The organism is Sutcliffiella sp. FSL R7-0096 (genome assembly GCF_038595065.1).
Taxonomy (GTDB): Bacteria; Bacillota; Bacilli; order Bacillales; family Bacillaceae_I; genus Sutcliffiella_A.
Genome location: NZ_CP152003.1, coordinates 2143987 through 2166087, shown reverse-complemented (window position 1 = coordinate 2166087; position 22101 = coordinate 2143987). Strand labels below are relative to the sequence as shown.

The 22101-nt window shown below is 42.1% G+C and carries 20 protein-coding genes; all 20 read right to left on the bottom strand.

Annotated elements, in window-relative coordinates:
• Window positions 1–2 precede the first annotated feature (2 nt).
• Window positions 3–302, bottom strand: a complete 300-nt coding sequence (locus tag MKY77_RS10960; protein WP_339145842.1) for a YlxQ family RNA-binding protein — start codon at window positions 300–302, stop codon at window positions 3–5.
• Window positions 295–582 carry a YlxR family protein gene (locus tag MKY77_RS10955; protein WP_339145841.1) on the bottom strand — a complete coding sequence of 96 codons (288 nt, stop codon included), beginning with the start codon at window positions 580–582 and terminating at the stop codon, window positions 295–297. The genes MKY77_RS10960 and MKY77_RS10955 overlap by 8 nt, the downstream gene beginning before the upstream one ends.
• A gap of 21 nt (window positions 583–603) precedes the next feature.
• Entirely contained in the window at window positions 604–1722 is a 1119-nt protein-coding gene (gene nusA, locus MKY77_RS10950) for a transcription termination factor NusA (protein ID WP_339145840.1), read from the bottom strand.
• Window positions 1723–1817: 95 nt separating this feature from the next.
• Window positions 1818–2288: a ribosome maturation factor RimP gene (rimP, locus tag MKY77_RS10945; RefSeq protein ID WP_339149788.1), complete on the bottom strand. Its 471-nt coding sequence runs from the start codon at window positions 2286–2288 to the stop codon at window positions 1818–1820.
• A gap of 469 nt (window positions 2289–2757) precedes the next feature.
• Window positions 2758–7059 (bottom strand): PolC-type DNA polymerase III, encoded by a 4302-nt coding sequence (locus MKY77_RS10940; protein WP_342515717.1) that lies wholly within the window; start codon window positions 7057–7059, stop codon window positions 2758–2760.
• 138 nt (window positions 7060–7197) lie between these two features.
• A complete protein-coding gene (locus tag MKY77_RS10935) occupies window positions 7198–8886 on the bottom strand; it encodes a proline--tRNA ligase (protein WP_339145838.1) in 1689 nt (562 codons plus the stop codon).
• Window positions 8887–9172: 286 nt separating this feature from the next.
• Window positions 9173–10432 (bottom strand): RIP metalloprotease RseP, encoded by a 1260-nt coding sequence (rseP, locus tag MKY77_RS10930; protein ID WP_339145837.1) that lies wholly within the window; start codon window positions 10430–10432, stop codon window positions 9173–9175.
• Between the two features lie 13 nt (window positions 10433–10445).
• A complete protein-coding gene (gene dxr / locus MKY77_RS10925; protein WP_339145836.1) occupies window positions 10446–11597 on the bottom strand; it encodes a 1-deoxy-D-xylulose-5-phosphate reductoisomerase in 1152 nt (383 codons plus the stop codon).
• 44 nt (window positions 11598–11641) lie between these two features.
• Window positions 11642–12427 carry a phosphatidate cytidylyltransferase gene (locus MKY77_RS10920; RefSeq protein ID WP_339145834.1) on the bottom strand — a complete coding sequence of 262 codons (786 nt, stop codon included), beginning with the start codon at window positions 12425–12427 and terminating at the stop codon, window positions 11642–11644.
• Window positions 12428–12445: 18 nt separating this feature from the next.
• Window positions 12446–13219, bottom strand: coding sequence for an isoprenyl transferase (locus tag MKY77_RS10915; RefSeq protein WP_339145833.1), 774 nt, complete (start codon window positions 13217–13219; stop codon window positions 12446–12448).
• Window positions 13220–13350: 131 nt separating this feature from the next.
• Window positions 13351–13908 carry a ribosome recycling factor gene (gene frr / locus MKY77_RS10910; protein ID WP_339145831.1) on the bottom strand — a complete coding sequence of 186 codons (558 nt, stop codon included), beginning with the start codon at window positions 13906–13908 and terminating at the stop codon, window positions 13351–13353.
• Window positions 13909–13910: 2 nt separating this feature from the next.
• Complete coding sequence (gene pyrH / locus MKY77_RS10905; protein WP_339145830.1) at window positions 13911–14633, bottom strand: UMP kinase; 723 nt, start codon at window positions 14631–14633, stop codon at window positions 13911–13913.
• Between the two features lie 210 nt (window positions 14634–14843).
• Window positions 14844–15725, bottom strand: coding sequence for a translation elongation factor Ts (gene tsf, locus MKY77_RS10900; protein WP_226681295.1), 882 nt, complete (start codon window positions 15723–15725; stop codon window positions 14844–14846).
• A 110-nt stretch (window positions 15726–15835) separates the two neighbouring features.
• Window positions 15836–16543, bottom strand: coding sequence for a 30S ribosomal protein S2 (rpsB, locus tag MKY77_RS10895; RefSeq protein WP_060665922.1), 708 nt, complete (start codon window positions 16541–16543; stop codon window positions 15836–15838).
• A 158-nt stretch (window positions 16544–16701) separates the two neighbouring features.
• Window positions 16702–17172 carry a hypothetical protein gene (locus MKY77_RS10890; RefSeq protein ID WP_339145829.1) on the bottom strand — a complete coding sequence of 157 codons (471 nt, stop codon included), beginning with the start codon at window positions 17170–17172 and terminating at the stop codon, window positions 16702–16704.
• Window positions 17173–17448: 276 nt separating this feature from the next.
• Window positions 17449–18213, bottom strand: a complete 765-nt coding sequence (locus MKY77_RS10885) for a FliA/WhiG family RNA polymerase sigma factor (RefSeq protein WP_339145828.1) — start codon at window positions 18211–18213, stop codon at window positions 17449–17451.
• 226 nt (window positions 18214–18439) lie between these two features.
• A complete protein-coding gene (locus MKY77_RS10880; protein WP_339145827.1) occupies window positions 18440–18940 on the bottom strand; it encodes a chemotaxis protein CheD in 501 nt (166 codons plus the stop codon).
• Window positions 18940–19566 carry a chemotaxis protein CheC gene (locus tag MKY77_RS10875; protein WP_339145826.1) on the bottom strand — a complete coding sequence of 209 codons (627 nt, stop codon included), beginning with the start codon at window positions 19564–19566 and terminating at the stop codon, window positions 18940–18942. The genes MKY77_RS10880 and MKY77_RS10875 overlap by 1 nt, the downstream gene beginning before the upstream one ends.
• Before the next feature lie 10 nt (window positions 19567–19576).
• Window positions 19577–20026, bottom strand: coding sequence for a chemotaxis protein CheW (locus tag MKY77_RS10870; RefSeq protein ID WP_339145825.1), 450 nt, complete (start codon window positions 20024–20026; stop codon window positions 19577–19579).
• Window positions 20027–20050: 24 nt separating this feature from the next.
• Window positions 20051–22090, bottom strand: coding sequence for a chemotaxis protein CheA (locus MKY77_RS10865; RefSeq protein ID WP_339145824.1), 2040 nt, complete (start codon window positions 22088–22090; stop codon window positions 20051–20053).
• Window positions 22091–22101 lie beyond the last annotated feature (11 nt).

Genomic DNA, 22101 nt, shown 5'->3' with positions numbered 1-22101 from the left:
GATTAATCGAGCATTGTAAGGAGTTTTTTTGCAAACCCTTCATCTAGTATGGCTACAGACACTCGCGCATCCTTGCCTATTGCTCGACCTAACTCATACCGATCGTCTACCGTTCTTATCGGCACTTTATAGTACGTGCATTTATCATTCAATTTCTTCATGGTATTGGCAGAAGCGTCGCTGGCAATCAGCACCAGTTTTGCATTTCCTGCCCTTACTTCTTTAATGACAAGTTCTTCCCCTGTTATGGTCTTTCTTGCCCGAGTGGCAAGACCGACAATAGATAGCCATTGATTATTCATGTGCTGAGCCGTTCTCCGTTTCTACCAGTTGAAGTAATTCATCATACAATGAATCATCAATCGTTACTTCTAGGTGACGGGCTAAGATATTTTTCTTTTTAGCAAGGAGGATGCTGTCCTTGTTTTTTGCAAGATATGCCCCTCTACCTGATTTCTTACCGGAAGGATCAATGGAAACTTCGCCTTCTTTAGAACGTACAATACGTATCAATTCTTTTTTCGGCTTCAGTTCTTGACTTGCCACACATTTACGCATTGGCACCTTTTTGCGATTGTTCACCGGGTTCACCTTCTTTTAATATCACTCATTTTCTTCATCGTAGAAATCATCATCGAGCTCATCTGTGTCGTTTTTGGATAAAGACAGACTCGGGTAGATTCCTAGTTCTTCTGCTTCAGACTCGCTCTTGATATCAATCTTCCAGCCAGTTAGCTTGGCAGCAAGTCGTGCATTCTGTCCACGTTTACCTATTGCTAGCGAAAGCTGATAATCAGGAACAATGACTGTCGTAGCCTTTTCTTCTTCATTAACTTGAACTTCCAGTACTTTAGAAGGGCTTAATGCATTGGCAACGAATTCAACAGGATCTTTAGACCAACGTACGATGTCGATTTTTTCTCCCTTAAGTTCATTCACAATTGCTTGCACCCTTTGTCCCTTTGGTCCTACACATGCGCCTACCGGATCTACTTCCGGATTTTCACAGTGTACGGAGATCTTGGAGCGGTCTCCGGCTTCACGCGCAACGGATTTTATTTCCACTGTACCATCATAAATTTCTGGAACTTCAAGTTCAAAAAGACGCTTTAAAAGTCCTGGGTGAGAACGGGAAACAAAAATTTGTGGACCTTTCGTGGTTTTTTCCACTTTTGTGAGGAACACTTTTATTCTATCATGAGGCTTATAATGTTCATTAGGCATTTGCTCATTGACTGGAAGCAAAGCTTCAATTTTCCCTAGGCTCACATATATGAACTTGGAATCAAGTCGTTGAACAATACCTGTCATGATATCTTCTTCACGTTCGATATATTCCGAATAAATGACTCCACGCTCAGCCTCTCTGACACGCTGTGTGACCACTTGTTTTGCAGTCTGTGCTGCAATGCGGCCGAAGTCCTTAGGCGTCACTTCAATTTCCACAACATCGTTTTCTTGGTAGTTCGGATTGATTTGACGTGCTTCTTGAACGGAAATTTCAAGACGGGAATCAAAAACTTCCTCTACTACATCTTTTCGTGCAAATACGCGCATTGTACCTGTTTCAAGGTTCATATCAACTCGTACATTTTGTGCTTGATTGAAATTCCGTTTGTAAGCAGATATAAGTGCAGCCTCAATCGCTTCAATAATTACATCTTTGCTAATGCCCTTTTCCTTTTCCATCAGGGTTAAAGCATCAAATAACTCGCTGCTCATACAACCATGTCCCCCTTAATATACCTATACTTCATTTTTTAGTGACCAGTCTCCATAAAATGTGCGATGGGACGGTCTATCAGGTGGATAATTTATCAGAACCTGACTGCCAAACGTGCTTTCGCAACCTTTGGATATGGAATGGATACTTCTTTTTTACGTGTTTTGATTGTCATGGAGAGTTTGATTGTATCTCCATCGAAGTCAAGAAGATCTCCTTCAAAAGACTTTAATCCATCAATCGGTTCGTAGGTTTTAATATTTACATATTTGCCGACAGCTTTTTCAAGGTCTTCCTTTTTCTTTAAAGGTCGCTCCGCACCAGGCGAGGAGACTTCGAGAAAATAATTGTGAGGGATTGGATCTAGTTCATCAAGCTTTTCGCTTAGTTTCTCACTTACAGTCCCGCAATCCTCGATGTCGATACCGCCATCTTTATCGACGAATACACGTAAAAACCAAGAGGATCCTTCTTTTACATATTCAATATCCACTAATTCAACATTCATTTCTTTTACGATAGGAAGAGCAAGTTCTTCCACCGTTTCTGTCACATTTTTGCTCATCATTTTCCTCCTTCGCAAGCGCGAGACGATGTGTTTAAAATCTGAACAAAAGACCCTGCCGATAAGCAGGGAATCATAAACAAGCAAGCTTATGTACAGTTGATACGAAATCCAACGTTCCTGTTCCAATTACATAAGTGAACAAGGTGGCCAGAAAGATGGGAACACAATACGAAAGAGTGGGTTTCCCCACTCTCTGCTAACTACCTGTATATAGCATTTCCAATGTAAATATATCATATCCACTGTGAATATGCAAATCTTTCTAGTGTTTTCAGGGGTTGACGGACCTTTCAGCATACAGCTCCCTGTTTCCTTTCGTTCCAGATGTTCGCTTTCCGCGGGGCGATGCTCAAGCCTCCTCACAACGCTTGGGGGTCTCGACCTACCGCTACCTCCCGCCGGAGTCTCACATCTTCCACTCAGTCAACAGGGTGGATTGAATAAGCCAGTTCAATTCCCATAAACATTAGAATAGTGAAAGTTGGTTTTGATCTGGGAGTCCTTCGAGACAGCCGTGGTTGTCCAGGTACTCCAGAATCGTTTTAGAGATTCTTCCTCTTTGTTGTAAGTCCTCTTTGGATAGGAATTCCCCATCCTGCCTTGAATTTACAATATTGATGGCGGCATTGGTCCCTAACCCCGGAATGGAGTTGAAAGGAGGGATAAGGGAATCTCCTTCTATCAAGAAATCAGTTGCGCTGGATTTATACAAGTCCACCTTTTTAAAGGAATATCCGCGTTCACTCATCTCGAGAGCCAGTTCCATCACTGTTAGCAAAGACTTTTCCTTCGGCGATGCTTCCAGGCCTTTCGCATTGATTTCTTCCACCACTTTACGGATTGCGGCAGACCCTTTTACCATCGTGTCGATGTCAAAGTCGTCTGCACGGACGGTAAAGTACGCAGCATAATACATCAATGGGAAATGAACTTTGAAATAGGCGATACGAACCGCCATGAGAACATAGGCAGCGGCGTGTGCCTTCGGGAACATGTATTTTATTTTCAAACAGGAATCAATATACCATGCAGGCACATCATTCTTGATCATTTCCTCTTTGAACTCATCTGACAGCCCTTTCCCTTTTCGGACAGATTCCATGATTTTAAATGCCATTGAAGGGTCCAGCCCTTTATAGATAAGATACACCATAATATCATCACGACACCCGATAACCTCACTAAGCGTGCAAGTTTTATTATGGATAAGCTCTTGGGCATTCCCGAGCCAAACGTCCGTACCATGGGATAGTCCGGAAATCTGTACAAGTTCTGAGAAAGTGGAAGGTTTCGTATCCTCTAACATCTGACGGACAAAACGGGTTCCAAACTCCGGAATACCAAGTGTTCCGGTTTTACACATGATTTGCTCTTCTGTTACCCCAAGAGAGTCCGTCCCGCTGAATATTTTCATTACATACGGATCATCTGTCGGGATGGTTTTAGGGTCAATGCCACTAAGATCCTGAAGCATTCTAATAACGGTCGGATCATCATGTCCCAGGATATCCAGCTTAAGCAGGTTATCATGTATGGAGTGGAAATCAAAATGGGTCGTTTTCCACTCTGAATTCTGGTCATCTGCTGGATACTGGATAGGAGAAAAATCAAATATATCCATATAATCTGGTACTACGATAATTCCCCCGGGATGCTGACCCGTCGACCTTCTAACACCTGTACAACCGGAAGACAGCCTGTCTACTTCTGCGCCACGGAGGATAAGGTTGCGGTCATTGGCATACCCCTTCACATAACCGTAGGCGGTTTTATCAGCAACCGTACCTATTGTACCTGCACGGAAAACATATTCCTCACCGAACAGAACCTTTGTGTAGTTATGGGCTCTCGGCTGATACTCCCCAGAGAAGTTCAAATCGATATCGGGCACCTTGTCCCCTTTGAAACCAAGGAAGGTTTCAAACGGAATGTCATGCCCATCCTTTGTAAATGCTTCTCCACAATTCGGGCAGTCTTTATCTGGCAAGTCAAATCCGGAACCAACCGATCCATCATCGAAGAATTCGGAAAGTTTACATGATGGACAAACATAATGCGGAGGCAGTGGATTAACCTCTGTAATTTCCGTCATGGTTGCAACAAAAGAGGAACCGACAGATCCACGTGAACCAACCAGATATCCATCATCTAGTGATTTCTTAACAAGCTTCTGGGAGATCAGATAAATTACGGCAAATCCATGGCCGATAATGCTCTTCAATTCTTTTTCAATTCGCTTTTCCACAATCTCGGGAAGATCTTCCCCATATATGCTCCTCGCTCTTGAATAGCTCATCTCTCTGATCTCTTCATCAGCACCCTCGATTTTCGGGGTATAAAGGTCGTCTTTGATCGGTTTGATTTCCTCTATCATCCCTGCAATCTTTTGCGTGTTGGTGACTACAATCTCTTTCGCCTTTTCTTCACCCAGAAATGAAAAGGCTGCAAGCATTTCATCCGTCGTTTTAAAGTGGACATCTGGAAGCTGATGCCTGTTTAACGGATTAGCCCCTGATTGAGAACGTACAAGGATTTCACGATGGATTTTATCCGTTTCTTTTAAGTAATGGACATTTCCTGTCGCAACTACTGGTTTCTCCAGCTTTTCACCAAGTTTGACGATATTGGTGATAATTTCTTTAAGGGCTTTTTCATCTCTCACAAGTTCGAGCTCTAACAAGTGGGCATAATTGCTTGGTGGTTGAACTTCGATATAATCATAGAATTCAGCGATGCCTTCCACTTCATCCGGTGATTTCTGCATCATGCCTTCAAAAACCTCACCCTTATCGCAAGCCGTGCCGACAATGATTCCTTCTCGCAGCTTCTGTAGCTGAGATCGCGGAATCCTTGGAACGCGGAAAAAGTAGTTCATGTGCGAGATAGAGACGATTTTAAAAATGTTTTTCAAACCAATATCATTTATTGCAAGCAATGTCACATGTGATGGCCTTGCTCGTTTGTAGGAATCCGTCGTACCGGAATGGTCATTCAGTTCATCATGATAGGTAATTCCTTTTTCAAAAGCATCTTTTAGCATTTTTACCAAAAGATATCCTGTTGCCTCCGCATCATAGATTGCCCGGTGATGCTGGGTCAATTCAATATCAAACTTTTTACAGAGGGTGTTTAGCCGGTGATTTTTCAAGGATGGAAAGAGCAGGCGCCCCAATTCCAGCGTATCAATGACAGGATTTTTGGCTTTGCCAAGGCCTATCCGTTGGAATCCGATGTTTAAAAAGCCCATATCAAAGCTTGCATTATGCGCCACGAGAATATCATCTTGCATCCACTCGGAAAAATCTTTTAAGACATCTCCCACTTCCGGCGCATTCCTTACCATATCATCGGTAATGCCTGTTAGATTGATGGTGGTAGCTGAAAGGGCATGATGCGGGTTTGCAAAAGATTCAAACCTGTCGACAATTTCTCCGCCTTTCACCTTCACCGCCGCAAGCTCGATAATCGTATCGTACATGGCGGATAAACCTGTTGTTTCTACGTCAAAAACAACATAGGTCTCCTCTGCTAGATTACGATGAGCGGGATTGTAGGCAATTGGCACACCATCATCCACCAGATTAGCTTCTAACCCATATAGTATTTTCACACCGTTCTTCTTACCTGCCGCATATGCTTCGGGATATGCTTGTGCAACGGCATGGTCCGTCACGGCGATGGCTTCATGGCCCCATTTTTTTGCTTGTGCCACCAAGTTGGAAATGGAACTTACAGCATCCATGGTGCTCATCGGGGTGTGCAAATGCAGCTCGACCCTTTTTTCCCCCTCTGGTGCTGTGTCCACTATTTCCTTTCCTTTGAACTCATTTATGTCATTGGCCATCATGACAAGATCACGGACGAACGTATCGTTCTGGATGCTTCCCCTAACCTTTAGCCACATTCCTTTTTTGACTGCTTGTAAAAGGGGCACATCCTCCTTGTCCCTCGAGAACATTTTCACCATGATGGAATTTGTATAGTCGGTAATCTTGAAGGTTAACAAAGTTCTGCCACTACGCAGTTCTTTCGTTTCTGCATCAAAAACGTATCCTTGTACCGCTACACGTCTTTCTTCCTCCACAATCTCCGCCAACGTCTTAATTTCAGCGTCGTCCTTAATTGTATAGCCGATCATTACCGGTCCGCTGACTGCATTGTCATCCTTAGAAGCATCCTTTTTCTGCATTTCTGTAACTGCAGCCAAAGCCTTCTGTTTATCCTCTTGTTGCTTTTGCTCCACAAACTGCTGATACTCCTCCTCTGAATGTGAAAGGCTTGTATCAAGTATGAATGTTGGGAAACCAAATCCTTCATAGGTGGAACAGATCGTAGTACTGAGCTTTTTTTTCACCGCGATTGCTTCGGCTTCATTTCTGGCTTTTAGCAAAAGCTTGTTTCCTTGCAAAGTGGGAACTTGTCCATTTAAAAGCATCAATAAAGGCGGGGAGCATGCTTGCAGCTCTTTTAGACAGATTGGCCAATAATCCGCGATATAGGTGTTTTCAAATGAACGGTCCTGTACCGACAATGAAAAGGACACATTTGCAATATGTGCAAAACTTTTTGTCAGTTTCTCATAAAAAAGGTCATATACTTTCGCTGGCAGTATTCTTTCCAATACAAAGTGGAAGTGCCATCTTTTAGTGGTCTTTTCTACGGTCAGTTTTTCAATTCCAGCCTCTGCAAAGTAAGGAAAAATATCATCACTTGTCAATTCTAGCTGCTGGAGTAGTAAACGGAATCTATCTTTTTTCTCTTGAGACATCTGGTCAAGCAAAGTTCGGTCCCCTTTCCCTTGCATAGTTGAACTTATATGGTCGGTTTTTTTTCTTTATCGACATAATGGAAGGTACCGCCAGATGGGGGTACCTTCGTTTATTATTCAATTCTATTGTACTACAGATTAACGGAGCTTTTGTAATAATTCTTCCACAGTTAATTCTTCCTTGTCTCCTGTTTTTCTCCATTTCACCTCAACCACTTTTTCATCGGCTCTTTTGCCTACCGTTACTCGAACAGGCAACCCGATTAAGTCGGAGTCGGTGAATTTCACACCAGGGCGTTCTTGGCGATCGTCCATCAGAACAGAAACCCCTACATTTCTTAATTCTGTATAGATTTCTTCTGCCAAAGAAGCTTGAGCTTCATTTTTCATATTTACAGGAATCACATGAACTTCAAAAGGTGTAACTGCTTGTGGCCATATGATTCCATTCTCATCGTGATACTGCTCCACGATGGCTGCGAGGACACGGGAAACCCCAATGCCATAACAACCCATGATCATTGGCTGGTTTCTGCCATTCTCGTCTAGGAAGTTCGCTCCCATCGCTTCACTGTAGCGAGTACCAAGCTTGAAAATATGCCCTACTTCTATCCCTTTCGCAAACTGGATGACGCCATGTCCATCAGGTGAGATGTCTCCTTCCTCGATAAAACGAAGATCTGCATACTGAGCAACTTCAAAATCCTTAGAAGGATTCACGTTTTTATAGTGGACTCCTTCTTCGTTGGCACCTGTTACGGCATTGACCAAATATTCCACAGCCGTATCAGCAACGATTTCCACAGATTCCGGTACATCGATAGGTCCCAAGGAACCAACCGAACAGCCCATCACCTTTTGCACTTCATCAGCTGTAGCTGTTTCAACAACGGATGCCTGGTAAAGGTTTTTCACTTTTACATCATTAATTTCATGGTCACCTCTTGCCAACACCAATACGTATTTCTCATCCACTTTGAAGACAATGGATTTGATCAGCTCTGATTTCTTCATTTGCAAAAAGCTTGCCACTTCTTCTATTGTTTTTTGTCCTGGAGTGCTTACCTTTTCCTTGTCCAAAGGAGCGTCCGATTTCTTTTCGTAGTTGGCGACAACCGGAGCCATCTCGATATTCGCTGCAAAAGAGGACTCATTGGAGTAGGCAATGGTGTCTTCTCCGATATCAGAAAGAACCATGAACTCATGTGTATCTTTTCCACCCATCGCTCCGGAATCAGCGATGACTGCACGGAAATTCAGGCCGAGTCTTGTGAAGATATTGGAATAAGCGGTAAACATCTTTTCGTAAGTATCATCCAAGGATTCTGCATTTGCGTGAAAAGAATAGGCATCTTTCATGAGGAATTCTCGCCCTCTTAAAAGTCCAAAACGTGGGCGTTTCTCGTCACGGAATTTGGTTTGGATTTGATAAAGCGATAAAGGAAGCTTTTTATAGGATTTCACTTCGTCCCTAACTAGCGTTGTGATCACTTCCTCGTGCGTGGCACCTAGAGCGAATTCTCGATTGTGCCGGTCATTCAGCCTCATCAATTCCGGACCATAAGAATACCATCTACCGGATTCCTGCCATAGTTCCGCAGCTTGCATCGCCGGCATAAGCAGTTCCACTGCCCCAGCGTTCTCCATTTCTTCCCTTACGATATCTTCCACTTTCTTTAGCACCTTTTTCCCAAGTGGAAGAAAGCTATAAATACCGCTCGTGTTTTGGCGGATATATCCTGCTCTAAGCAGTAGTTGATGACTTTTAACCTCAGCGTCTGATGGTACTTCTCTTAGTGTTGGAATAAGCATATTGCTTTGTTTCATTTACTACACCCCATAACCGTTTCTTATAGTTTTTATGTATTTTGGAATATTCCCCTGTGGACTGAAGAGCAAGGTGAGAGACTCCTACGGGAGGTAGCGGTAGGTTGAGACCCCCAAGCGTTGTGAGGAGGCTCAACCACCGCCCCGTGGAAAGCGAACACCTGGAACGGAAGTCAACAGGGAGGTGAATGTAATACTATAGATACATTATTTTTACTGCATTAAAATGATAGAAAAAACTTGCACCACATTTCATGATGCAAGTCCATGTGCTTATGTTTCTATTTTACAGGAAGAATTTCTGAATGTCATTCCAAGTTACAACTAGCATTAATAGCATAAGTAAAGCAAACCCGATAAAGTGCACAAGCCCTTCCTTATGGCGGTCGACCGGTTTTCCTCTGACTGCTTCTGCAGCGAAGAACATAAGCCTTCCACCATCTAATGCCGGGATTGGCAGAAGATTGATGATTCCTAGATTGATGCTAAGGACGGCAGCCCATCTCATCAATAGGAACACACCGGATTCGGCAACCACTTCAGTCGATTTATAGATTCCGACAGGACCAGATAACATGTCTAATGAGAACTGTCCAGTAATCAATTTCCCTAACCCAATCACAATCTCTTTCGACCAGTTATAGGTTTCTGAAGCAGCCTTAGGGAATGACCCCCAGAAAGATTTCTCCATTGGCATGTAGACCCCGATGATTCCGCGGGTTTCTCCTTCAATGGTCTCAGCTTTCGGTGTAATCGGTATGTTTACAGATTGGCCGTTTCTTTCCACCATGAACTGAAGTTCCTCACCTGGATTGACCTGAATGATTTTCACCACTTCTTCCCAGGTTGATACTCCTGTGTCATCGATTGCCACAACTTTATCCCCTTGTTGTAGTCCAGCTGCCTGTGCAGCTCCATCAGGCGTTAATTCCCCAATAACGGATTCATTTACTGGATAGCCTTGCACCATACCCAGGAATGTGAAAATGAGGAAGGCTAAAATGAAGTTCATCATTGGTCCAGCAAAGATAGCCATTGTACGTTGACCAAGTGTCTTGGAACCGAATTGTCTGTTGTATGGAGCGTTCTGGATTTCCTGGCCATCCATGACAAAGTAGGATTCCTCACTAACTTTGTATTCTTTCAAAATTTCTTCTTCATTCAACTCATATCCTCTAATAACAAGTTCCTTTTCAAGGTCTGCATGCTCGACCTCGATGACTTTTGCATCCGGGTGCTTGTCTTTGTTGTTGACAACCACTTTGTTGACTTCCCCTTTGGCATTGAACAAAAGCCCAATGTGATAACCTGGTTTGATTTCAATTGTTTCCGGATCTTCACCAGCCATCCTCACAAAACCGCCAATTGGAAGCAGCCTTATCGTATAAACTGTTTCATTTTTCTTGAAGGAAAAAACCTTCGGACCAAAACCGATAGCAAATTCCCTGCAAAGTATGCCGGCCCTTTTGGCAAATACAAGATGCCCTAGTTCGTGAACAAACACGAGCACCCCAAAAATGATGATAAAAGCGATAACAGTATTCACTAGATTTCCACCTCTAATCTATTAGTGAACGAACATATTGCCGTGTTTCCAAGTCTACTTCTTTAATGGTTTCCAAATCTGGGTTCATTTGAAGCGAATGTTTTGACATGGCATTTTCAATAAATGTTTCTATGGTCAAAAAGTCGATTTTTCCGTTTAGGAAAGCATCAACCGCAACTTCATTTGCTGCATTCAATACAGTAGTCATGGTACCGCCTGCTTTACCTGCCTCAAAGGCATATTCTAGACACCGGAAACGGTCAAAGTCCATCTTTTCGAAATGCAATTTGCCCACCTCCAAAAAGTTCAGCCGTTTCCCAGTAGGATGTGGCAACCTGTCTGGATACGTCAATGCATATTGGATGGGAACCCTCATATCCGGTGTTCCCAACTGTGCAATGATACTCGTATCATGAAATTCCACCATGGAATGGATGACACTTTCCCTATGGAGAACCACTTGGATATCATTATAAGGGATATCAAATAGCCAATGGGCTTCTATTACCTCCAACCCCTTATTCATCATCGTGGCTGAGTCGATCGTAATTTTTGCTCCCATGGACCAGTTCGGGTGATTGAGGGCATCTTCCCTTGTTACCCCCTTCAATTGTTCCTTTGTCCGGTCGCGAAAGCTTCCGCCTGACGCTGTCAAAATGAGACTTTCGATATTCTTTTCCTGCTCTCCTTGCAGGCATTGATAAATGGCTGAATGTTCACTATCGACCGGTAAGATTGGTACATGATGCTTCCTCGCAGCTGCCATTACAATATGGCCTGCAGTAACAAGGGTCTCCTTGTTGGCAAGGGCAATTACCTTTTTACTTTCGATGGCATGTAATGTAGGAACAAGTCCAACGCTTCCCATCACGGCATTCACCAAAACATCTACCTCTTTTAGGGTCGCCACTTCGACCAGCCCTTCTTCTCCATAAACAAAACGGGTTTGTGTGGAAGCGAATTGCCGTTTTAACGTTTCGCAATCCACCTTCGTTTGGACGGAGACGAGAACAGGAGAAAATTCCTTGATTAATTCTTGTGCCACTTTAATATTGCCGCCTACACTGAAGGCCAGTAACTGAAATTGATCGTTATGCTGTCTTATTACATCTATTGTTTGTATCCCTATTGAGCCTGATGCTCCCAATAAACTGATTTTCCTCACCAACACTCACCTCTCCAAACAAGAACCTTCTTCTACCAAATGTGTCAGAAAAGAAAGATATGTATAAAATGTAAAAGCGGTAATACGAAAAGAAGGCTGTCAAAGCGATCCAAGATACCACCGTGCCCAGGTAGAATGGAACCTGAGTCCTTAATTTTGTAATGCCTTTTTAAAGCAGACTCTACCAAATCGCCAATTTGTCCAAAAACGGAAAGCAGGCATGCAATCAAGATGGTAATGAGCATGGAATGTTCGAATCCGACGATTAATTGAAAAGCAATTGCCACAATAACCGCACATATTACCCCGCCAAGAGAACCCTCCACCGTCTTATTGGGACTGATATCAGGCCACAATTTTGTTTTCCCCATTGACTTACCAATGAAATATGCCCCTGAGTCGGTTGTCCAAATTACGAATAAGGCAAAAAACACATAAGAAAGAGCAAGTTCCCTGATTTCTATGAAATAGTAGAATCCTAACCCTACATATAATGTTGAAATTAGCAAAAAGCCAACATCATCAAAGGTGAATTTATTCTTAGAAAGAACCGTATAGGAAAGTAATAACAGCAAAATAAGAAGCAAAAATTCCATTTTAGTTAAAACCAATCCTGATACCATTTCCGAAGGGATCAATAGAAACCATAATAGTAGCAAGGAAAGTACACCTGGTACACTTGCTATAGACATCTGCTTCATTCTCATTGCTTCAAATAGACCGACAGATGCCAAAATATAGATGAGAATGACAAAAGGGAAATTCCCATAGATAACGATTGGTAAAAAGACCGCTGCTGCAATGGCAGCTGTAATGATTCTTTGTTTCATTGTATGTCCAACACCTTCTTATATACCACCAAATCTTCGCCCGCGCATTTGAAAACTGTTAATTGCCTCATATAAGTGGTTTTCATCAAAATCAGGCCATAGTACGTCTGTAAAATAAAATTCAGCATATGCCAATTGCCATAGCATGAAATTGCTTAATCGTATTTCCCCACTTGTACGTATGAGAAGATCTGGATCTGGTAATAAATTGCTGAAAAGATATTCGGAAAACATCTCTTCTGTTAATTGATCGGTTGATAGCTCGTTATCTTTGATAGCAGCAGCTACATCTTTGACGGCACGTAGGATCTCGTCACGCCCCCCATAATTTAATGCAAAGTTGAGAATAAGTCCAGTATTATCCTTTGTCTTCTCGATTGCATTTTCAACCGCACGCAGTGTGTGTTCGGGTAGGTCGGATTTGTTCCCCATAAGCCTGACTTGCACATTTTCCTCCATTAGTTCTGGTAGAAATGTCCCTAAGAACTCTTCTGGCAGTTTCATAAGAAAATCCACTTCAAGCTTGGGTCTTTTCCAGTTTTCCGTAGAGAAAGCATACATAGTCAGAACTTTTACACCTAGGCCATTTGCCGCCTTAGTGATTTTCCTTACGGTTTTCATTCCTTCATGATGTCCGGCTACTCTCGGGAGTGCACGCTTTTTTGCCCATCTCCCGTTTCCATCCATGATAACGGCTATATGTTCCGGAATGGGGTGCTTCTCGATTTCTTCTTTCAAGCTAAGCGATTTAGAGGTTTCTTTGCCTCTCCACTCTTGTATTTTCTTCAGCATAAAAATCCTCCATTAAAAATAAACAGATGTACCAAAAAGGCTTCAGTCCATTTATAGTAACAGTATTAACAAAAAAACCCCCTGTAAACATTAGAGGGTCTTTCCATCTTTCTATTTTACATGTAAATCGCTTATACTTCCATGATTTCTTTTTCTTTTTCTTTTGTAACGGAATCAACCTTAGCGATAAACGCATCTGTCTGCTTCTGGATGTCATCCGTATAGCCGCGTAATTCGTCTTCTGTGATCTCACCGTTCTTTTCAAGTTTCTTCAGATCATCATTTCCATCACGACGAATATTGCGGATTCCCACTTTAGCTTCTTCGGATATTTTCTTGATCTGTTTAACTAGTTCCTTACGTCTTTCTTCAGTCAAAGCAGGAATGGAAATACGGATCACTGAACCATCATTGGATGGATTTAATCCTAGGTCTGCTTTGATGATTGCTTTTTCGATATCCCCCAATGAAGATTTATCATAAGGTTGAACCACTAGAAGTCTTGCTTCGGGTACATTCATAGAAGCCAATTGATTAACTGGAGTTGGAGCACCATAATAATCGACTGTTACTTTGTCCAATAATGCAGCACTAGCACGCCCTGCACGGATTGTCGCTAATTCTCTGGAATAAGCTTGTACCGCTTTTTCCATTCTGTCTTTCGTTTGAGCAATAACTTGAGTTGCCATAATTATTTCCCCCTCACAATCGTTCCGATATTTTCACCTAATACTACTCGTTTGATATTTCCTTCTTCCATGATGGAGAAAACGATGATTGGTATATCGTTGTCCATACATAAGGAAGATGCAGTGGAGTCCATCACAGCCAGTCCTTCACGTAAAACATCTAGATAAGATAAAGTATCATACTTTGTCGCTGTTGCGTCAATGGAAGGATCTGCGCTGTACACTCCATCCACATTGTTCTTTGCCATAAGAATAACATCCGCTTCGATTTCAGCTGCACGTAATGCTGCAGTTGTGTCTGTGGAGAAGTAAGGATTCCCTGTACCTGCTGCAAAGATGACCACGCGCTTCTTTTCCAAGTGGCGAATCGCCTTTCTTCTTATGTAAGGTTCTGCAACCTGGCGCATTTCAATGGAAGTCTGTACGCGAGTCTGAACACCAGAGTTTTCCAGGCTGTCTTGAAGTGCCAAGGAATTCATGACTGTTGCAAGCATGCCCATGTAGTCTGCTGACGCACGGTCCATGCCCATTTCACTGCCCACTTTTCCTCTCCAGATGTTACCTCCACCTACAACAACCGCTACTTCTACACCAAGTTCGGTTAGTTCTTTTACTTGTTGAGACACGGATTTAATGACGGTTGGATTGATGCCGAAGCCTTGTTCACCGGCAAGAGCTTCTCCGCTTAGTTTTAGTACGATACGTTGATATTTAGCTTGAGCCATATTAACCTCCATTAATAAAAGGGTTTGTTTACGAATCTGTTAAACTCCGCTGTTGATTTCCCCAAATGGCTTCGCTTTCCGCGGGGCGACAATCAACAGCTAGGTTCTTTCTCTAGGACTAATACTTACACTTAAACAGAATCATTATAAAATATTTTTCCTAAAAAGAGGAACACATATTGTGTTCCCCTCTTATATATGTTGTTCCTCTTATTTTTTAACTTGGCTCATTACTTCTTCAGCAAAGTTGTCTTGACGTTTTTCGATTCCTTCTCCAACTTCGTAACGGATGAAGGATTTTACAGTAGCGCCTTTGCTTTCTACGAATTGACGCACTTTCATGTCAGGGTTCTTAACGAAAGTTTGATCTAGTAGGCAGATATCTTCGAAGTATTTTCCAAGACGCCCTTCAACCATTTTAGCTACGATGTTTTCAGGCTTACCTTCGTTTAGAGCTTGTTCAGTTAATACTTTGCGCTCGCGGTCAGCTTCTTCTTGGGAAACTTCGTCACGAGAGATGTATTTAGGGTTGATGGCAGCGATGTGCATAGCAACGTCTTTTGCTGCAGCTTCATCAGTAGTGCCTTCAAGAAGAGTTAATACACCGATGCGTCCGCCCATGTGCAAGTATGCACCGAATGCGTCTGCGTCAGTTTTTGTTACGATAGTGTAGCGACGAAGAGTCAATTTCTCACCAATTTTAGCGATTGCAGAGTTGATGTGTTCAGAAACTGCAACACCGTTGTCCATTTTTGCTTCAAGAGCTACTTCTACAGACTCCGGCTTGTTGGAGATAAGGAATTCTCCTAATTCATTTACAAGGGTTTTGAAACCTTCGTTTTTCGCAACAAAGTCAGTCTCGGAGTTCACTTCAAGGATAACCGCTTCGTTTCCTTTAGTTACGATGGCAGTTAGACCTTCAGCAGCGATACGATCTGTTTTCTTTGCAGCTTTAGCAATACCTTTCTCACGCAAGAAATCGATTGCTTTTTCCATGTCTCCGTTTGTTTCCGTTAACGCTTTTTTGCAATCCATCATGCCAGCGCCAGTTTTTTCACGTAATTCTTTTACCATTTGAGCAGTAACAGCCATTGTTCATTTCCTCCTTAGGATATGTAAATAGTTTTATAACGAATGTCATATTTTCCAAAAAAAAGTGATAAAAGGCTTTCCCCTCTTATCACCTTTTTTCTTAAATCAAATTATGCAGTAGTTGTAGCTGTCTCTTCGCCTTGTTTAGCTTCCAAGATAGCGTCTGCCATTTTACCAGTTAATAGTTTAACCGCGCGAATAGCATCGTCGTTTGCAGGAATTACAACATCGATCTCGTCTGGATCACAGTTAGTGTCAACGATACCAACGATAGGGATGTTTAATTTTCTTGCTTCCGCAACAGCGATACGCTCTTTGCGTGGGTCGATGATGAACAATGCATCAGGAAGACCTTTCATGTCCTTGATACCGCCTAAGAATTTCTCAAGACGCTCAAGCTCTTTCTTCAACATTACAACTTCTTTCTTAGGAAGTACTTCGAAAGTACCGTCTTCTTGCATTTTTTCAATTGCTTTAAGACGGGAGATACGCTTTTGGATTGTTTCAAAGTTAGTTAATGTTCCACCTAACCAACGTTGGTTAACATAGTACATTCCAGAACGTTCTGCTTCTTCCTTCACAGAATCTTGAGCTTGCTTTTTAGTACCAACGAATAATACTGTTCCGCCGTTACCTGCAAGTTCTTTAACGAAGTTGTAAGCTTCTTCAACCTTTTTAACAGTCTTTTGAAGGTCGATGATGTAGATGCCGTTACGCTCAGTGAAGATGTATCTCTTCATTTTTGGGTTCCAGCGACGAGTTTGGTGACCGAAGTGTACACCAGCTTCTAATAGTTGCTTCATAGAAATTACTGACATGTTATATTCCTCCTAATGGTTTTTTTTCCTCCGTCAACGTCATTTCCAAGCAAAACTGACGAATCAGCACCAATGCTTAGATCGGCAAACGTGTGAATTTATAACACCGAAAATAAATATATCACAATCACTTTTTACAATCAAGTTTTAAATAGATTTCATTGTCGAAATTTAAGCAGTAATTCTATTTCCGTCTTCCCCTTGTTAAGCTTTCTAGCAATTTCTTCAGATGTTTTCCCCTCATTACGCAGATGCAGCACCTGATCTTTTATATTCCAATCTTCAAAAGCCTTCTGTTCGAGTTGTGGTTCTTCGTATATCTCCTGGCTTTCTTGTGCAAGTAGTTCCTTAACATCCGTAGGAGATAGGTTGTCTTCTCGTTCATCAAATCTTTCCATCTTGTTGTCTTCTGTCTCAGTGGAATTTTCATTCAGCCTTCTCAGGAAAGTAGTGTTCTCTTCTTTCATTTCCAGTACATAACTGCTTATAGTATCTTCGGCTTCCTGAAGCAGACGTCGATATTCCTGTTCAAGCTGTTGTATGGTGGAAAATTTAATGTAAAGCAAGATAATAAAAAAAATCGCAAGAAGTATTAATGCGAAATTTACGATGGTGAAGATTATTAACATGTTCTCACAGTCCTTTTTTACAATTACTCTTTGTTATTGTTTCGTATTTTCGATGTCACCGTTAAATGTAATACTGTCGTGCTCTTTTCCCAGTTGTACTAAAAAGGCCGCCTGCATATTTTAGGGTATGTAAGCAGTAAAGAGTCCTATTGCCGACTTATTCTGTAAAAAGTCCTATTGCCGACTTTTTCTTGGTGAATAGCAACAATCTTTTAGTAAAGAGCTTTTACAATTGCCGGCTGAATGATTAAAATAACAGCCGGCTACATGTCCAGTTTACCATACAGGATCTAGTTGCTTCCTTAATTTAACGATTGCTTTGGAATGTATCTGGGAGATACGGGATGTGGTAAGTCCCAGTACTTGTCCAATTTCTGTAAGTGTCAGTTCTTCTTTATAAAACAAGCTGATTACAATTTGCTCATTCTCTGTCAAACTTTCAATATGACGGATGAGTTGCTGTATGGCTTCGGACTTGATGAGTTCCTCCTCAGGAGAGATGGTCTTATCGTCCTTGAGGACATATGCGCCTTGGGACACTTCATCGTTCTCCTTCGGCATTTCGTCCATGGAGAGGATGTTGGAGTAGAATACCTCATGCAGGACGGTTGCCACTTCTTCTTCTGGCATACCGAGATGCAATGCCACTTCTTCCAAGGTCGCATTCCTCATCAGGCTTTGTTCAAGCTTCTCCAAAGTGGACTCAATTCGTTTTGCCTTCTCCCTTACACTCCTTGGCAGCCAATCCTCTTTTCTTAATCCATCTATAATAGAACCTCTGATCCTAAAAGAAGCATATGTATCAAATTTCAGGTCCCGCGAAGGGTCAAATTTTTCGATAGCATCAAACAAGCCCATGAAAGCCAAGCTTTTCAATTCTTCCCTTTTCACACTTTTGGGAAGGCCAGTTGAAATCCGCTGCACATGGTAATGGACAAGAGGCATATATTTTTTTACAAGAAAATCTCCAGCGTCGGGATCTTTTTTGGTTTTCCACAGATTCCAGTAAGTGGAATCGTTCGTTGAAGTTGAAGTAGTCATGGCTTTCCTCCTAATATAATCCTAGGCTCTTTTCTCAAAGATTGTTGCTATTAACTAGTAAAAAGTCGGTAATTGGACTTTTACTGCGTACTTACTCTAAAAATTGCAGTAGTAAATTTATTACCGCAGGAAAAGAGTACGACAATAAGGAATATAACGGTTGGTTTTAAAAGTACGTAAAAGCAACAAAGTTTTCGAAAAGTGCCTAATCCTAAGACCGAAAGCATTAGATGTAACGAATACCTTTATTTACTGTTTTTATCATCAATTTCCCATTTTCAGGATTAAACTCTATGGTCCTTCCGTTGTTTCCTCCACAATCTTCACTGAGAAGTGGAATATGCAAGGCTGCCAATTTCCCTTTTACCGCTTCCACATTTCTCGGTCCGATCCTCATCATCTCACTGGTTGGGCTATTGAATTGAAACATCTGTGCCCCACCTGCAATCTTGGCCTTCATGCTATAAGGCTTCAACCCCTTTAGAAGGAGTGAGTCCACTAGATGTACGATTCCCGTATCTGCATATTTGTTCACATTGATAGCTGTCAGCCGGGACAAGCTTGAATCAGGCAGCATCACATGGACCATTCCGGCAGTTTTAGAGGTGGGATCAAAAATAACAACCCCAACACAGGAGCCAAGACCTGATGTACGAATAAGTTGCGGAGCCTTGACTATACCCATTTCTGCAATACCTACTTTAACGACAGTTGCAAGCTCTAGCATTATTTCTCACCCAAAGCTGCCAGGATTTTCTCGAACGAATCAGGATAGGGGATAAGGAAAAAATGGCCTTTTGTCTTTTGAACCAGATTATCCGTCGTTTCCGTCAATTCTGTATCGATGAAAATAGAATGGTCACTGAAATGGGATATTTCCAAGAGACCTGTGACAACAATAGCCCCTACCATGTCAATGGTTACCTGTGGCACTGAAGGAGTCACCACTAACCCTATGCATTCTGATAACGCAGTCAAATAATGTGCGGATATGATATTTCCAACCTCTTGAAGAGCGGATAGGCCAAGTTCATGGGATGGAAGGTTCTGCTCGGTTAACTGATTATCTTGTATGAGTTGCTTGACAAGCTTAGTGGCATCGTCAATGGAAAGGACAAAGAATAGACTTCCCGACAACTCTCCTTCCATTCGCAAGAATACAGCTGCAACAGGTCTGTCGGAGCCCCCCATGAGGTCCATCATTTCGTTGAACGAGACTATTCGCGCGAGTGGAACATTCATATTTATCTCTTTATCTAGCAGCTGGGACAAGGCGGTCGCAGCATTCCCAGCCCCTATGTTTCCCAATTCTTTAAGGAGATCCAATTCATTCAGTTTCTCTATATTATTCATTATTCCTCCCTCATCCCTTGAGCTGTTCCAGTTGGAGGACTTCATCTAAATCTAGACATACGAAAAGTCTTTTATCGATTTTCACAACACCTTTTACATATTTGTTCTCCACAGAGCCAACAACATCCGGTGCAGGCTCTATTGTATCTTCCGTTATATCAATGACGTCATTTGCTGCATCCACAATAAATCCAACCTCCATATCCTCAATAACGGTAATGATGATCCGGGATGATTCCGAAGGGGAAGTTATCTCTAAATCAAAGCGGGAACGCAGATCTACGATGGGAATGATGACTCCTCTAAGATTGATAACCCCTTTAATATATGGAGCGACATTGGGTACACGCGTTATTGGCATCAACTTTTCAATGGAACGTACTTGCTGTACAGGGATGGCATATTCCTCTCCCTTTAGCTCGAAAACGATAAGCTTCATCTTCTGTAAGGTTTCCTGCATCTTCTTTGCCTCCTATCTTCTAGCTTATTTAATCAACGCGTTACAATCTACAATAAGTGCTACTTGGCCATCCCCTAGGATGGTCGCCCCGCTAATCGCAAATGTGGAGTTCAGATATTGCCCTAATGCCTTTAGGACCACTTCCTGCTGACCGATAAATGAATCTACTACCAATGCTGCTATCCGTTCCCCTTTTTTCACTAGAACAAGAGAATATAGTTCCGGTCGATTGTCTTCTTTTCTATCTTTTTCCACCTGGAAAACTTTATCTAAATGAATTACCGGTACAATTTTGCCTCTAAAATCAATTACTTCCTGATTGTGAGCTGTCAAGATTTCTTCTTTTTTTATAATGGCCGTCTCAATGATGGAAGATAGCGGAATCGCATATTTTTCGTTTTCAATCTCTGTCAATAAAACAGAGATGATGGAAAGGGTTAATGGCAGCTGAATGGAAAAAGTCGTTCCTTTTCCTTCTGCCGAATCAATCGTGATTCTTCCTCCAAGTGATTCGATCGTGTTCTTCACTACATCCAAGCCAACTCCTCGACCTGATATGTCGGAAATGACTTCCGCAGTGGAGAAACCTGACGATAGGATCAATTGATAGACTTCCTGGTCACTCAGCCTTTCTGCATCCTGTTCAGCAATGACCCCTTTACTTATTGCTTTGTTAAGTACTTTCACTCTCGAAATACCTGCACCATTATCGATGATTTCAATCAAAACATGATTTCCACTATGGTAGGCTTTTAGGGTGATTTTTCCTTCCTCAGACTTCCCCTTTGCATTTCGCACTTCCGGAGTTTCAATGCCATGGTCGATCGCGTTACGTAAAAGGTGGACCAATGGATCCCCAATTTCATCCATCACTGTCCTATCAAGCTCGGTTTCCGCGCCTATAATATCGATATCCACTTTTTTGCCTAAGTCTCTCGCTAATTGCCTTACCATTCTAGGGAATCTGTTAAAGACTGTTTCAATAGGAACCATACGCATGTTCAAGATGATATTCTGAAGGTCATTGGAAATCCGCGACATTCTTTCAACCGTTTCAGTTAATTCTGATTCATTAAGTTCCTTGGAGATCTGCTCTAGTCTACCTCTGTCGATAACCAGTTCTTCAAATAGATTCATCAAGCCATCCAAACGATCGATGCTTACTCTGATGGTTTTATTGGATAAAGCATTCCCTTTGGACGGGGTTGCCTTTTCTTCAGGCTTCTTTATAAGGACGGCTGCTGAAGCTGCTTCTTCCTGGGCCGATATAGCCTCTTGGATGGCTGTCTCTGTCTGACTTTCCATTTCTGTCGTTGAGAGCGATTTAGTATCCAGCTTGATAACTTTCACATGATCAAGTTCTGAAACCTTCATGATTTTTGCTTCTATGCTACTTGCCTCTTCTTTTGCGACCATCGTAATCTGGAAGCTGTGATCAAATTTCTCCTCTTCCAACATTTCCACGGAAGGGTTGCTTTTTATCACTTCCCCGATTCCTTCCACCACTTCAAACACCATGAATACTCTGGCAGCCTTCAGAAGGCAATCCTGCCTAAGACTGACAGTGACCTCATATGGGAAGTAGCCCAGTTCTTCTGATTGCTGCATGATTGTAAGTTCATAGGAGTCAAAAGAATGATCATTGCTGTCCTTGACCCCTGATGCTTCCAGTGCCAAGTACTCTTCCCCTTTTTCGATTTTAACAAGGAGAGCGACCACATCCTTCACATCTTTTTTTCCGTCCCCTCCTTCTGAAATGGAAATCACCATCTCTTCCAGGTACTCAACAGAGCGGAAAATAACATCTAATAGATTAGCAGTGACAGTCAATTTGCTATTACGAATCATATCGAGCACATTCTCCATTTGATGGGTCAGACTGGCAAGGTCCTCATACCCCATTGTTGCGGACATTCCTTTAAGGGTGTGCGCAGAACGGAAAATCTCATTTACAATTTCAATGTTTTCCGGTTGTTTCTCCAACTCCAATAACCGATTATTGATCGTTTGCAAATGCTCCTTGCTCTCTTCTAGAAAAATATCTAAATATTGGTTTAAGTCCATACCTTGCACCC

Coding starts and splice junctions, on each gene's coding strand:
- MKY77_RS10960 (WP_339145842.1), bottom strand. CDS start 302: ATGAATAATCAATGGCTATCTATTGTCGGTCTTGCCACTCGGGCAAGA.
- nusA (WP_339145840.1), bottom strand. CDS start 1,722: ATGAGCAGCGAGTTATTTGATGCTTTAACCCTGATGGAAAAGGAAAAG.
- rimP (WP_339149788.1), bottom strand. CDS start 2,288: ATGAGCAAAAATGTGACAGAAACGGTGGAAGAACTTGCTCTTCCTATC.
- MKY77_RS10940 (WP_342515717.1), bottom strand. CDS start 7,059: ATGTCTCAAGAGAAAAAAGATAGATTCCGTTTACTACTCCAGCAGCTA.
- MKY77_RS10935 (WP_339145838.1), bottom strand. CDS start 8,886: ATGAAACAAAGCAATATGCTTATTCCAACACTAAGAGAAGTACCATCA.
- MKY77_RS10920 (WP_339145834.1), bottom strand. CDS start 12,427: ATGAAACAAAGAATCATTACAGCTGCCATTGCAGCAGCGGTCTTTTTA.
- MKY77_RS10915 (WP_339145833.1), bottom strand. CDS start 13,219: ATGCTGAAGAAAATACAAGAGTGGAGAGGCAAAGAAACCTCTAAATCG.
- frr (WP_339145831.1), bottom strand. CDS start 13,908: ATGGCAACTCAAGTTATTGCTCAAACGAAAGACAGAATGGAAAAAGCG.
- pyrH (WP_339145830.1), bottom strand. CDS start 14,633: ATGGCTCAAGCTAAATATCAACGTATCGTACTAAAACTAAGCGGAGAA.
- tsf (WP_226681295.1), bottom strand. CDS start 15,725: ATGGCTGTTACTGCTCAAATGGTAAAAGAATTACGTGAAAAAACTGGC.
- rpsB (WP_060665922.1), bottom strand. CDS start 16,543: ATGTCAGTAATTTCTATGAAGCAACTATTAGAAGCTGGTGTACACTTC.
- MKY77_RS10890 (WP_339145829.1), bottom strand. CDS start 17,172: ATGTTAATAATCTTCACCATCGTAAATTTCGCATTAATACTTCTTGCG.
- MKY77_RS10885 (WP_339145828.1), bottom strand. CDS start 18,213: ATGACTACTTCAACTTCAACGAACGATTCCACTTACTGGAATCTGTGG.
- MKY77_RS10880 (WP_339145827.1), bottom strand. CDS start 18,940: ATGCTAGAGCTTGCAACTGTCGTTAAAGTAGGTATTGCAGAAATGGGT.
- MKY77_RS10875 (WP_339145826.1), bottom strand. CDS start 19,566: ATGAATAATATAGAGAAACTGAATGAATTGGATCTCCTTAAAGAATTG.
- MKY77_RS10870 (WP_339145825.1), bottom strand. CDS start 20,026: ATGCAGGAAACCTTACAGAAGATGAAGCTTATCGTTTTCGAGCTAAAG.
- MKY77_RS10865 (WP_339145824.1), bottom strand. CDS start 22,090: ATGGACTTAAACCAATATTTAGATATTTTTCTAGAAGAGAGCAAGGAG.